Raw genomic sequence first — 13,537 nt, forward strand, 5'->3', positions numbered from 1 at the left:
TGACGGGGCGGGGCCGGTGACGGCACACAAGGAGATGACGGCACGGGCGCGGCGCGGGACGGTCCGGATGGTCCGGGCCGTTCTGTATCTGGCCGGCGGGCTGCCCACGGGGCTGGTGTGGCTGGTGTCCTGCACGGTTCTGCTGGGCATCGGGGTGGCGACGCTGCCCCTGGTGGTCGGAGCCGGGCTGATCTGCGCCGCCGTGCTGTCGGGGATCCCGCTCGGCGCGGTGGAGCGATTACGCCTGCGGTGGTTCTGCGGCGAGCCGCGCCGCGGGGGTGCCCGCGGCGGACCCGGGCCGGCGGGCGGCGGGCCGCTCACCTGGGTGCGGCGGCGGCTGACCGAGCCGGCGACCTGGCGGGAGCTGGGCTATGCGGTGGTGCACAGCGCCCTGTCCATCGCCGAGTTCGTGCTCGTCCTGGTGAGCCTGATCATCCCCGCCTCCCTGCTGACGGCTCCGTTGCTGCGCCCGTTCACGCGCGACGGCCGGCTTCGCGTGGCGGTCTTCCAGGCGGACTCGACACCGCAGGCGCTGGTGCTGGTGCTGTGCGGTGGGGTGTGCCTGGTGCTCTCGTACGCCGTCCTCACCCGGTATGCCGCGCTGCGGGCGCGGCTGTCGGTCGCCGTGCTGGCCAGGGACGCCGGCCCCGACGACGGCACGGACCAGGAGCGGTACATCGGCCGTCTCGTGCGGTCCAGGGCCCGCATCCTGGACGCCTACGACGCCGAACGCCGGCGGATCGAGCGCGATCTGCACGACGGCGCCCAGCAGCGGCTGACGGGGTTGATCATGACGCTCGGTCTGGCCCGCCTCGCGGTGGCCGACTCCACTCCCGAGACACGCGAGCTGGTGGAGCGGGCCCATGAACAGGCGCGCATCACCCTGACCGAGCTGCGCGACCTCGTCCACGGCATATTCCCCGCCATCCTCACCGATCGCGGCCTGCCCGCCGCGCTGACCGCGCTGGCCGAGGAGTTCCCGGTGCCCGTCACCACGGACCTGCGGCTGGCCGAGCGTCCCGACGAGGCTGTCGAGGCGGCCACGTACTTCGTGGCCTGCGAGGCGCTGGCCAACATCGCCAAGCACAGTGGCGCCACCGAGGCCGGTCTGTCGCTGCGGCGGACCGGCTCGCGCCTGGTGCTGGAGGTGTACGACAACGGGAACGGCGGAGCCGACGCGGAGGCCGGCACCGGGCTGCTGGGACTGGCCGACCGGGTCGCCGCCCTGGAGGGGACCGTTCATCTGTCGAGCCCGGTCGGCGGGCCGACCCTGTTACACGTGGAGATACCGTGCGCATCGTGATCGCGGAGGACTCGGCGCTGTTGCGCGAGGGCCTGGTGCAGATCCTCACCAAGTTCGGTCATCAGGTGGTCGCGGCCGTGGACAACGCGCCTTCGCTCCTGGCGGCGGTACGCACCCACGCGCCTGAACTGGCCGTCGTGGACGTCCGGTTGCCGCCCGGCTTCCGTGACGAGGGGCTGCGCGCCGCGGTCGCCCTGCGCCGGGAGCACCGAGGACTAGGGGTGCTGGTCCTCTCGCAGTACCTGGAAGCGGACTACGCCTCCGAACTGCTGGGCGCCACGGACGAGGAGGACCGGCGGACATCCGGCGCGGTGCCGGCCGGGGCGTCCGCGGGGGTCGGCTACCTGCTCAAGGACCGGGTGGGCGACGTGCTGGACTTCGTCGGCCAGGCGCAGCGGGTCGCCGATGGTGAGACGGTCATCGATCCGGAGATCGTCCGGCGTCTGCTGGGCTCCCGCCGTGGACGCACGTCGGTGCAGGACCTGACCCCCCGTGAGACCGATGTGCTGGCGCTCATGGCCGAGGGCCGGTCCAACTCGGCGATCGCCCACGCGCTCACCGTCAGTCAGGCCGCGGTCTCCAAGCACATCGGCAACATCTTCGACAAGCTCGATCTGCACACCAGCGACGCCGACCACCGTCGGGTCCTGGCGGTCCTCGCCTACCTGCGGCGCTGACCCGGCGGTCCGTCACGCACCGCCGCCCTCAAGCAGAAGCGGTCGGCACCACGCGCGCGGGGACCGGCTCGCCGTACTGCGTGCGATGCAGGGCGGCGTAGACGCCTTCGGCCTTCAGCAGCGTGTCGTGGGTCCCGCTCTCCACGATGCGGCCGCCCTCCAGGACGACGATGCGGTCGGCGGTGCGCACGGTGGAGAGCCGGTGGGCGACCACCAGCGCGGTGCGTCCCCGGAGGGCCCGTGTGAGGGCGTGCTGCACCCGCGCCTCCGACTGGGAGTCCAGGTGGGCCGTCGCTTCGTCGAGCAGCACGATGCGGGGGTTCTTGAGCAGCAGACGGGCGATGGCCAGGCGCTGGCGCTCGCCCCCCGACAAGTGGTGACCTCCGTCGCCGACCACGGTGTCGAGTCCCTGCGGCAGCCGGCGCACGGTGTCCCAGACCATGGCCTCGCGGCAGGCAGCCTCGCAGTCCTCGTCCGTGGCCCCGGGGCGCGCGTAGGTGAGGTTGGCCCGCAGGGTGTCGTGGAAGAGGTGGCAGTCCTGGGTGACCACCCCGATCGCGGCCCGCAGCGACTCCTGAGTGACGCTGCGGACGTCGTGGCCGCCGATGCGGACCGCTCCGGCCGTGGGGTCGTACAGCCGGCAGACGAGTCCGACGAGCGTCGACTTGCCCGCGCCTGAGGGGCCGACCACGGCCACCGTCTCTCCTTCGCCGATCCGTAGGTCGACGTTCCTGAGCACATCGCGTTCCCCTGCGCCGGCCGGAACCGGGCTGTCGGGCGTGCCGGGCGACGCGGAGTCCAACGAGGCGGGCAGGTCGCTCGGCGCCCGGTGCCGGAAGCTGACCCCTTCCAGCTCGATCGACGCGCCCGTGGGCGGGAGGTCACCCGCGCCGGGGCTGTCGGTGACCGAGGGGACCAGGTCCAGGACCTCGAAGATCCGCTCGAAGCTGACCAGGGCGGCGGCGATCTCGGCCCGCGCCTGGGAGAGCGAGGTGATCGGCCCGTACAGCCGGGCCAGCAGGGTCACCAGGGCGATCAGGGTGCCCACGGTGATGTGGTGGTCCACGGCGAGGAACCCGCCGAGCAGATAGACGACGGCGGTGACCATCGTGGCGAGCCAGGAGACCGCCAGGCCGAGGAGGGAGTTGGTCATCACCAGCCGAACGCCGGTGTCGCGCAGCCGGGCACCGCCGCGGAGAAAGGCACGCTCCTCGTCCCGGGGCCGACCGTAGAGCTTCGCCAGCATCGCGCCCTGGGCGCTGAAGCGTTCGGTCGTGAAGGTGACCAGCTCCGCCTGGTCGTCCAGGAGCCTGCGGTTGAGGCGGCGCACGCGGGGGTCGAGCAACCGCGCGGGCAGCAGACACGCCGGTACGAGGACCACGGCGAGCAGGGTGACCTGCCAGGACAGCAGGATCATGGTGACGGCGATGGTGGCCACGGCCGCCAGGTTCGACAGCAGGCTCGCGGCGGTGGAGGTGATGGCCCGCTGGGCGCCCTGCACGTCGTTGTTCAGCCGGGTGACCAGCGCGCCGGTGCGGATCCGGGTGAAGAAGGACAGCGGCATGCGCTGGAGGTGGCCGAACGCGCTCCGACGCAGCTCCAGGGTGATGCTCTCCCCGATGCCCGCGGCCAGTCGCCGCTCCGCGAGGGTCACTCCCACGGCGACCGTGCCCAGCACCACGATCGCCAGCACCAGCAGGACGACGCGGTCCCGGTCCCCCTTGAGGACGCCGTCGTCGATGATGCGCCGGGTCAGCAGGGCCGGCACGGCGATCAGCGCGGATTCCACGAGGACCAGCACGAGGAAGGCCAGCAGCTGTTCGCGGAAGGGTCTCGCCGTCTCGGCGATCCTCCGCCAGACGGCGGGTGCCGGCGGCGTGCGGCGGGAGGCGTCCGGTCCCCCGGTCCCCGTGTGCCCGGTTTCCATCGATCTCCCCTCACCGGCTCGGGCCGATACGCGTAGGTGCGGGGCGGCGTGCCGCCCCGCACCTACGAACCGTTCCGGATGGATCAGCAGAACAGGCTGATGCTGCTGGTGTCGTCGCAGTGGTTGCTCTGCGTGCTGTTCAGCGGGCCGGCCTCGGTCTGCTCCTGCGGAAGTTCCAGGGCCTGGAGGTCGAGGATGTTCGCCATGACGTACTCCTTCGGTTGAGTGCGGGACTTTCTGCCCCGCGCTGTTGGGTGGGAACTCCGTCAGATCGCGGTGGCGACCGGCCGGAGGAACGGGAGGAAACCCACAGTTCCGCTCAGCACGCTTTTCAGGCCGAGCAGGATGCCTGCGTTTCCAGTGGCGTGGTCCATGGAGATGCGCATCAGCTGGAAGCCGGGGAACACCGACTCACCGTGCAGTCCCAGCAGGTGCCAGGAGAGACGTTCGAGGTGTCGCCGCACCTGATCGGCGGCCACCGGGTCGTCCGCTCCGGCGATGTGGCGCAGCGTCGCCATCTGACCGACCCGGCCCGACCAGAGGGCGGGCAGGGCGAAGAACTCGGAGGCACAGGTGTTCTTGGCCGCGTCGATGGCGTCGGCGAGCCGGGCGTCCGCACGGTGGGCCAGCAGTTCGGCCATGACCAGTGCGACACCGGCGGCACCGCCCTCCAGGTAGGGGTTGAGGCGCCAGCCCTCGTCGACGTTGAGGGTCCCGAAGTCGGACACCCGGCAGCGGTCGAGGTCGCGGTGGGACGCCTTGAAGGCGACGTCCAGCCACGCCGGATCGCCGGTCAGCTGGTGGGTGCGCAGCAGGAAGAGGGCGGGCCCCGACCAGCCGTGCATCAGTCCGGCCGGTCCGGCAAGTGCCCGTACGGGCCCGAGTTCGGCGGTGGAGGACAGCGACGCTGCGGGGAACGTCCCGCGCGCCACGGTCTCCGCCACCCGTTCGGCGAGGTCCAGCGCCCTGTCCCGGAGCGCGGGATCACCGCTCAGTCGGCCGAAGTGCAGCAGGTTGAGGCCGATGCCGGACAACCCGCTGAAGAGGTTGGGGTTCTGCAGCCGGTCCAGCGAGGAATCGGTACGGGCCAGCAGATCGAGCGCCTGCTCGCGGTGGCCCAGCCTGTCGAGCACATGGGCCACTCCGTGGTTGCCGTCGAAGAAGCCGGGATGCCGGGCGCCGTTGCGTTCCACGGCCGCGAGCAGCCAGGCTATCCACTGGTCGGGAACCTCGTGGCCGGCTTCCGCGAGGGCGTGCAGGACACCGGCCGCGCCGAAGGCGAACGTCTCCCCCGCGTGTGAGAACTGCCGTATGTCACCGGGGAAGAGCCGGTCGTGCCGCTCGGGTGTCGCGCTCGCGGCGATGGCTCTCGCCAGTGAGTCCATCAGTGCCGGCCAGTCGGTGTCCGCGCCCCTGACGGGCACCTCCGGCCGGCCGACGCCTGCCCGCATCGCCTTCGTCCGCGGCAGGGCGGGCCCCAGGCCGCGTCGGATCGCGGCCACGTAGCCGTCGGGGACGGGGAAGTTCTCCCGGGCCGCGGCCAGCAGGTCCAGGGCCTTCTCCTGGTCGAGGCAGAGAATGGACACCAGCGGCATGAACAGCCACAGCCTCAGCACGGCCAGGGCGAACCGGTCGATGTCCGGTCCCCGCAGGTCGGGCGGTGCCGCGAAGCCCGGCGCGGCCAGTGCCTGCCGGAAGCCGTCCGGATCGTCCGACGAGGTCTCGAAGTCGATGAGCACGGCCTTGCCGTCGGGGAGGACCAGCACATTGTGCGGGTGCACGTCGCCGTAGACCACGCCACGCTCGTGGATCGCGTCCAGGATGGTCTCGACTTGCTCGCACACCTCCACCGCCCAGGCGGTGTAGGACTCCTTGTCCTCGTCCGTGGGAGTCGCCGACAGCAGGGGGTAGGTCTGCGCCTCCTTCGCGCTCAGCCGTACGCCGTCGAAGTACTCGATGGCCAGGAAGTGGTGGTCCCAGGCGGTGAAGTACTCATGGAGCTCCGGGATCCCCGGCACGCCGGCGAGCTTGCGCAGGATGTCCCGTTCGCGCAGCAGCCGAACCACCGCGTCCGTTCCGGCGGCGTCCAGCGCCGCGTGCGGCCGGGCCTCCTTGAGGACGACCTGCACACCGTCCCGCGTCCGTCGTGCCAGGTAGATCCCGCCGCCGTTGGAGAAGTGCAGCGGTCTCTCGACCTGGTAGGGGAACTCCTCTGCGCCGCCGCCCGTGGTCCGTTGCGCGATGCAGTCGCGCAAGATCTTCGGAGGTGTCACCCAGTCCGGCACCTCGAACACCGGCTTGCGCAGGTCCGGGACCAGTTCCCCGTCCGGCCGCTGCACCGCGGGCACGACGTCACCGCTTTCGAGGAGGATCTCCTTCTTGCGGAAGCCTCCGTAGCGGACGTACAGCGGACCGGAGCCGTAGCGGGCGTCGCTCAGTATGTAGGGACCGGGTTCGCCTTCCAGCCTGGAGGCAAGTCCGTCGAGGACGTCGGTCAGTTCCTCTTCGTTCCGCGGATAGATGGTGACAAGTTTTCCGCTGGACCCACGTGGGGCGTATTTGGCGTTCTGTCCGAGGAAAGCGCGGCGACTGGGCAGGAACTTGAAGGAATAGCGGCGGGGTACGCAGAATTCCCAGACCGCTTCGATGATGCGCTCGGCATTGTCCATGGTGCCCGAGGTGTGCACCTTCCAACCCTGGTCGACCATGGACTCACCGCGGGGATGCAGCTCCAGCCACAGATCACCCTGGTAACGGCGCCAGCCGTCGGGAGCGGGCCGGCGGGCCGCGGCGTACTCGAGGTCCTGTTCCGCAGCACCGGACCGTCCGGGCGCTTCAAAGAACACCGGGTCGGCCATGCAGTAGGTCTCGAATCGCTTGTCCACCGAATCCCCCCTTCAGCTCCGCTTACGCAGGAAATACTGCCGAGCCGGAAGGGACCTGACGAGAGAAGAGTTCCTGACTTCGACCGGTAAGAATTCACGGTCCGAACCAGTAGCTGGTTCCGCGTCCTGCGGAGCCGGCGGCCTGGGAGAGCCACCGGTGCCCGCCGGCACGTCTTCGACGACGTCGAGGTTGGCGATCATCCCTGTCCTCGCGCTCGGCGTTGTGACAGTGGAAGAGGTAGCGGCCGCGACATCTCCGCCGCTTCGCCGGGGGGACGAGACGGTGTCCTTGAGGCCCGCGTCATGAGGGACCGGCTTCTTCCCGCTGCGCCACAGCACCCGGAACCCGACCAGGTGGAGGTGGACGGGGTGGCGCAGGTCCGCGATCGGCCGCCCCACCTCGATGTCACCGACCCGAGTGGTGACGTCGGAGCGGGCCGGGTCGAACGGGACTCCTCTGATCAGCCTCCAGGGTGCGGTGGCTGACTGGCGCGGTGAACAGCCCTGGTCGGCGCCGACCTGGACGAGGTCGAGGCGCAGTTCCGTCGTCGGTGACCGCTTCGAGGTCGCTGTGACGGGCGTTGGAGGCATTCAGGGTGCGCCGGTAGCGGGCCGCGTCGGCCTCGTGCACCGGCCACGGGGCGGCGTTGACCAGTAACGCGGCAAGCCAGGCGCGTGCCGGGCCTGTGGTGTGGGGACTGACGCCGGTCACCGGACTGACGGCCGAGGCAGGCCTGGCGCGCCACCCGGCCTCCAGCGGTGAGCAGTTACGCAGCGGTGTGCCGCTGCCACCCGCGTTCCAGGTGCCGTTGCCGCTGCCGCCGGTCCTGAAGCCGGTCAGCACCGCGGTTCACCGGGCGGCCAACCAGCACGTACGACGCCGCCGGCAAACGATGACGATCGCCTGGGCCCCCAAGGTGCCGGAGGGCGTCACCCGCAACTACCGACCCGGCTACCACCCTCGTCGGGGCCGTCTGATCCGGTACTCCGCTGCCGTACCCGCAGCAACGCGAAAGGGCCCGTACGACCGGAGTCGTACGGGCCCTTTCAGGTCAAGCGACCTTCAAGCAAGCGGAACTTACTTGTTGATCTTGGTGACCTGGCCGGCGCCCACGGTGCGACCACCCTCACGGATGGCGAACTTCAGGCCCTCCTCCATGGCGACGGGCTGGATGAGCTCCACCTTCATCTCGGTGTTGTCACCCGGCATGACCATCTCGGTGCCCTCGGGGAGGGTCACGACGCCGGTCACGTCCGTCGTACGGAAGTAGAACTGCGGGCGGTAGTTGTTGAAGAACGGCGTGTGGCGGCCACCCTCGTCCTTGGACAGGATGTAGGCCTGCGCCTCGAACTCGGTGTGCGGGGTGACCGAGCCCGGCTTGATGATGACCTGGCCGCGCTCGACGTCCTCGCGCTTGATGCCGCGGAGCAGCAGACCGACGTTCTCACCGGCCTGGCCCTCGTCGAGCAGCTTGCGGAACATCTCGATACCGGTGACCGTGGTGGTGGTCTTCTCGGTCTTGATGCCGATGATGTCGACGGTCTCGTTGACCTTCAGGACACCACGCTCGATACGGCCGGTGACGACCGTACCGCGACCGGTGATCGTGAAGACGTCCTCGATGGGCATGAGGAACGGCTTGTCGACGTCGCGCTCCGGCTCCGGGATCGCGCTGTCGACGGCGTCCATGAGCTCCAGGACGGACTGACCCCACTGGGCGTCGCCCTCGAGCGCCTTGAGCGCCGAGACCTTGACGACCGGGACGTCGTCGCCCGGGAACTCGTACTCGGAGAGGAGCTCACGGACCTCGAGCTCGACGAGCTCCAGGATCTCCTCGTCGTCCACCATGTCGGCCTTGTTCAGGGCGACGACGATGTACGGAACGCCGACCTGGCGGGCCAGGAGCACGTGCTCCTTGGTCTGCGGCATCGGGCCGTCGGTGGCGGCGACCACGAGGATCGCGCCGTCCATCTGCGCGGCACCGGTGATCATGTTCTTGATGTAGTCCGCGTGACCCGGGCAGTCGACGTGGGCGTAGTGACGCGCCTCCGTCTGGTACTCGACGTGCGCGATGGAGATGGTGATACCGCGCTGGCGCTCTTCGGGAGCCTTGTCGATCTGGTCGAAGGCCGAGGCCTCGTTCAGGTCCGGGTACTTGTCGTGCAGCACCTTGGTAATGGCGGCCGTGAGGGTCGTCTTACCGTGGTCGATGTGACCGATGGTGCCGATGTTGACGTGCGGCTTAGTCCGCTCGAACTTCGCCTTCGCCACTGGGGTCCTCCTGTGGAGTGGTTCTGTACGCCTTGCTTCAACGGCGCCAGGTGATCTTTGCTGGGAAGCCCGGGCCCAGGGGCAAACATCCGTGAATGCGGTTGTTTGCCCCGTGAGGCTCCGGAGTCAAGCCTAAAGCGTGTGAACGCGGTGCGTTACTCGCCCTTGGCCTTCGCGATGATCTCCTCGGCGACGTTCCGCGGAACCTCGGCGTAGGAGTCGAACTGCATCGAGTAGCTTGCGCGACCCGACGTCTTGCTGCGGAGGTCGCCGACGTAGCCGAACATCTCCGACAGGGGCACGAGGCCCTTGACGACGCGGGCGCCCGCACGCTCCTCCATGGCCTGGATCTGGCCACGGCGGGAGTTGATGTCGCCGATGACCTCACCCATGTAGTCCTCGGGCGTGGTGACCTCGACGGCCATCATCGGCTCGAGCAGCACGGGGCTGGCCTTGCGCGCGGCCTCCTTGAAGGCCTGCGAACCGGCGATCTTGAACGCGAGTTCGGAGGAGTCGACCTCGTGGTAGCCACCGTCGATGAGCGTGACGCGGACGCCCGTCATCTCGTAGCCGGCCAGGATGCCGAACTGCATGGCCTCCTGCGCACCGGCGTCCACCGAAGGGATGTACTCCTTCGGGATACGGCCACCGGTGACCTTGTTCACGAACTCGTAGGAGGCGTCTCCGCCTTCGATCGGCTCGATCGCGATCTGCACCTTGGCGAACTGGCCGGTACCACCAGTCTGCTTCTTGTGCGTGTAGTCGACGCGCTCGACGGCCTTGCGGATCGTCTCGCGGTAGGCGACCTGCGGCTTGCCGACGTTGGCCTCGACCTTGAACTCACGGCGCATACGGTCGACCAGCACCTCGAGGTGCAGTTCGCCCATGCCGCCGATGATGGTCTGGCCGGTCTCCTCGTCCGAGTGGACCTGGAAGGACGGGTCCTCCTCGGCCAGGCGCTGGATGGCGACACCCAGCTTCTCCTGGTCGCCCTTGGACTTGGGCTCGATGGCGACCTGGATCACCGGCGCCGGGAAGTCCATGGACTCCAGGATCACCGGGTTCTTGTCGTCGGACAGCGTCTCACCGGTGGTGGTCTGCTTCAGGCCCATGACGGCGACGATGTCGCCGGCGCCCACCGACTCGATCTCCTCACGCTTGTTGGCGTGCATGCGGTAGATCTTGCCGATGCGCTCCTTCTTGCCCTTGACGGAGTTCAGCACGGCGGTGCCGGACTCCAGGCGGCCCGAGTAGACCCGGACGAAGGTGAGCTTGCCGAGGTGCGGGTCGCTCATGATCTTGAACGCCAGGGCGGACAGCGGCTCGTCCTCGGACGGCTTGCGCTTGATCACGACCTCGGGGTCCTTGACGTCGTGGCCCTCGATGGCCTCGACGTCGAGCGGGGTCGGCAGGTAGCGCACGACCGCGTCGAGCAGGGGCTGGACGCCCTTGTTCTTGAACGCGGTGCCGCAGAACACCGGGGTGACCGTGGTGTCGCTCGACTTGCCGGACGCGATGGTGATGCGACGGATCGCGGCGTACAGCTGCTCCACGGTGGGCTCCTCGCCCTCCAGGAACAGCTCCATGATCTCTTCGTCGTTCTCCGCGACGGCCTCGACGAGCTTGTTGTGCCACTCCTCGGCAGCCTCGGTGTGCGTGGCCGGGATGTCGACGACGTCGTACATCTCGCCCTTCGCGGCCTCGGCGGACCACACGAGCGCCTTCATGCGGACCAGGTCCACGACGCCCTTGAAGTCGGCCTCGGCGCCGATCGGCAGCTGCATGACGAGCGGCTGGGCGCCCAGGCGGTCCGAGATCATGTCCACGCAGCGGTGGAACTCGGCGCCGGTGCGGTCCAGCTTGTTGACGAAGCAGATGCGGGGCACGCCGTAACGGTCGGCCTGACGCCACACCGTCTCGGACTGCGGCTCGACACCGGCGACACCGTCGAACACCGTCACGGCACCGTCGAGCACACGCAGGGAGCGCTCCACCTCGACGGTGAAGTCGACGTGACCCGGGGTGTCGATGATGTTGATGGTGTAGTCGTTGTCCTCGAGCGGCCAGTGACAGGTGGTCGCAGCAGACGTGATCGTGATGCCACGCTCCTGCTCCTGCTCCATCCAGTCCATCGTGGCGGCGCCGTCGTGGACCTCACCGATCTTGTACGAGACGCCGGTGTAGAACAGGATCCGCTCGGTGGTGGTCGTCTTGCCCGCGTCGATGTGGGCCATGATCCCGATGTTGCGGACCTTGGCCAGGTCAAGTGAAGTGGTAGCCATAAGGCTTCAGTCTTCTCTCGGTCTCGATGTGGGTAGCGACTACCAGCGGTAGTGCGCGAAGGCCTTGTTGGACTCGGCCATCTTGTGGGTGTCCTCACGCTTCTTCACAGCGGCGCCGAGGCCGTTGGACGCGTCGAGGAGCTCGTTGAGCAGGCGCTCGGTCATGGTCTTCTCGCGACGGGCGCGGGAGTAACCGACCAGCCAGCGCAGCGCCAGGGTGTTGGCACGACCGGGCTTGACCTCGATCGGGACCTGGTAGGTGGCGCCACCGACACGGCGGGACTTGACCTCGATGGTCGGCTTGATGTTCTCGAGCGCGCGCTTCAGCGTGATGACCGGGTCGTTGCCGGTCTTGTCGCGCAGGCCCTCCATGGCGCCGTAGACGATGCGCTCGGCGGTGGAGCGCTTGCCGTTCAGCAGCACCTTGTTGATGAGGGAGGTCACCAGAGGAGAACCGTAGACCGGGTCGATGATGACCGGGCGCTTCGGGGCGGGGCCCTTACGAGGCATTCTTACTTCTCCTTCTTGGCGCCGTAACGGCTGCGGGCCTGCTTGCGGTTCTTGACACCCTGGGTGTCGAGGGAGCCGCGGATGATCTTGTAGCGAACACCCGGCAGGTCCTTCACACGGCCGCCGCGCACGAGCACGATGGAGTGCTCCTGCAGGTTGTGTCCCTCACCCGGAATGTAAGCGGTGACCTCGATCCCGCTGGTCAGACGCACACGCGCGACCTTACGCAGGGCCGAGTTCGGCTTCTTCGGGGTGGTCGTGAACACACGCGTGCAGACGCCACGACGCTGGGGCGAACCCTCGAGTGCGGGCGTCTTGTTCTTCTCGACCTTGTCCTGCCGGCCCTTACGGACCAGCTGCTGGATCGTAGGCACTACTTCTCCGGTTTCTGTGTGCCGAGTTGTACAGCTAACCTGGAACTTCGCCGACCCACGCGGTCGGGTGTGTCGAATCCGGCGGACTTCCGCCGCGAGGCAGAGAGACGCAGATCACAGTGGCCGCTCACGGACCCAGCGGTGCGGTTCATGGCACGCACGAGGGCCAGGGCACACCCCAGGCACAAGGTCTGAGCGTACCGAGCGCAACCACTCCGGTCAAAACAGAGGCGGTACGCCCGACCGGCCGAGGTCACCTTCCCGGGCTGGGTGATCTCTGTGGTGTCCGCGGCGCGGGACCGCTCCCGGCGCCCGCGGAGTCGCCGTCGGAGTCGTCGGAGTATGCCGTGTCCCCGCCCACGAAGTACGTCGGCCGGTTCTGCACCGCCGTGTAGATGCGGCCCACGTACTCGCCCAGCAGGCCCACGCAGACCAGCTGCACCGCGCCGATGAACAGCACGCCGGTGAAGAGCGAGGTCCAGCCGGGGACGGTGTGGTCGAACGCGTGGGCGGCGAGGGTGTAGACCATCAGCCCCAGGCAGACCAGGAAGGCGAAGCCGCCCAGCCAGGTCGCGATGCGCAGCGGGGCCGCGGAGAAGCCGGTGACGCTGTCCACGGCGAGCCGGATCATCCGCCCCAGCGGGTACTTGCTGACGCCCGCCGGACGCGGGGCGCGCTCGTAGGTGACCCGGCCGCTGGGGAAGCCGAGCCAGGGCACCAGGAGGCGGTAGACGCGCTGCTGGTCCGGCAGGGCCTTGAGGGCGTCCACGGCGGCCCGGCTGAGCAGCCGGAAGTCGCCGGCGTGCGCGGGCACCGAGGGCCCGGCCAGCCGGCGCACCAGGCGGTAGTAGAGGCCGGCGGTCCACCGCTTGAAGCCGGTGTCGCTGGCCCGGTCGGCGCGGATGCCGTAAACGATGTCGAGCCCCTCGCCGCGGGCGAGCGCGAGCATCTCGGGGATCTTCTCGGGCGGGTCCTGGAGGTCCGCGTCCAGGCTCACGACGTACGCCCCGAGCGCCCGGTCGAGTCCCGCGGTCAGGGCGGCCTGGTGGCCGGAGTTGCGGCGCAGCCGGATCACCCGCAGTTCCGGCCAGCCCAGCCGGAACGCGGCGAGCAGTTCGGCCGTGCGGTCGCCGCTGCCGTCGTCGACGGCGACCACCTCGTAGCCGACGCCGAGGGAGGCCAGGACCGGGCGAAGCCGGGTGACCAGCGCGGGAAGGACCTCTTCCTCGTTGTACATGGGGACGACGACCGACAGGACGGTCGGCGCGGCCGTCGCGGCTGTGACACCCGTGGGTAGGACGTCCATG

The 13,537-nt window shown here is 69.2% G+C and carries 11 protein-coding genes; 2 read left to right on the forward strand and 9 right to left on the reverse strand.

The genetic code is table 11. The features are described from left to right. Positions 1-16 precede the first annotated feature (16 nt). Entirely contained in the window at positions 17-1,303 is a 1,287-nt protein-coding gene (locus tag ACFYXA_RS20475) for a sensor domain-containing protein (RefSeq protein ID WP_352245296.1), read from the forward strand. Beyond that, positions 1,300-1,980: a LuxR C-terminal-related transcriptional regulator gene (locus ACFYXA_RS20480; RefSeq protein WP_389035098.1), complete on the forward strand. Its 681-nt coding sequence runs from the start codon at positions 1,300-1,302 to the stop codon at positions 1,978-1,980. The genes ACFYXA_RS20475 and ACFYXA_RS20480 overlap by 4 nt, the downstream gene beginning before the upstream one ends. Before the next feature lie 28 nt (positions 1,981-2,008). Here the strand turns inward: ACFYXA_RS20480 and ACFYXA_RS20485 are convergent, their stop codons facing one another. From ACFYXA_RS20485 to ACFYXA_RS20525, 9 genes are all read right to left on the reverse strand, one after another. Beyond that, the gene (locus tag ACFYXA_RS20485) at positions 2,009-3,907 is read right to left on the reverse strand and encodes an ABC transporter ATP-binding protein (protein WP_389034647.1); all 1,899 of its coding nucleotides are present in this window, start codon (positions 3,905-3,907) and stop codon (positions 2,009-2,011) included. An 83-nt stretch (positions 3,908-3,990) separates the two neighbouring features. Continuing rightward, positions 3,991-4,113, reverse strand: coding sequence for a class III lanthipeptide (locus tag ACFYXA_RS20490; protein WP_351333081.1), 123 nt, complete (start codon positions 4,111-4,113; stop codon positions 3,991-3,993). Between the two features lie 60 nt (positions 4,114-4,173). Further along, positions 4,174-6,792: a class III lanthionine synthetase LanKC gene (gene lanKC, locus ACFYXA_RS20495; RefSeq protein WP_389034652.1), complete on the reverse strand. Its 2,619-nt coding sequence runs from the start codon at positions 6,790-6,792 to the stop codon at positions 4,174-4,176. A gap of 12 nt (positions 6,793-6,804) precedes the next feature. Then, a complete protein-coding gene (locus ACFYXA_RS20500; protein WP_389034656.1) occupies positions 6,805-7,383 on the reverse strand; it encodes a multicopper oxidase domain-containing protein in 579 nt (192 codons plus the stop codon). 487 nt (positions 7,384-7,870) lie between these two features. Beyond that, entirely contained in the window at positions 7,871-9,064 is a 1,194-nt protein-coding gene (tuf, locus tag ACFYXA_RS20505; protein ID WP_351094544.1) for an elongation factor Tu, read from the reverse strand. Between the two features lie 155 nt (positions 9,065-9,219). Beyond that, positions 9,220-11,346, reverse strand: coding sequence for an elongation factor G (gene fusA, locus ACFYXA_RS20510; RefSeq protein WP_351094546.1), 2,127 nt, complete (start codon positions 11,344-11,346; stop codon positions 9,220-9,222). 39 nt (positions 11,347-11,385) lie between these two features. Further along, positions 11,386-11,856, reverse strand: a complete 471-nt coding sequence (gene rpsG / locus ACFYXA_RS20515) for a 30S ribosomal protein S7 (protein ID WP_130441039.1) — start codon at positions 11,854-11,856, stop codon at positions 11,386-11,388. Positions 11,857-11,858: 2 nt separating this feature from the next. After that, positions 11,859-12,230: a 30S ribosomal protein S12 gene (gene rpsL / locus ACFYXA_RS20520; protein ID WP_003948652.1), complete on the reverse strand. Its 372-nt coding sequence runs from the start codon at positions 12,228-12,230 to the stop codon at positions 11,859-11,861. A 253-nt stretch (positions 12,231-12,483) separates the two neighbouring features. After that, positions 12,484-13,536: a glycosyltransferase family 2 protein gene (locus tag ACFYXA_RS20525; protein ID WP_352245292.1), complete on the reverse strand. Its 1,053-nt coding sequence runs from the start codon at positions 13,534-13,536 to the stop codon at positions 12,484-12,486. Position 13,537 lies beyond the last annotated feature (1 nt).

Origin of the sequence: Streptomyces sp. NPDC002566 (assembly GCF_042889585.1) — a bacterium.
Classification (GTDB): Bacteria; Actinomycetota; Actinomycetes; order Streptomycetales; family Streptomycetaceae; genus Streptomyces.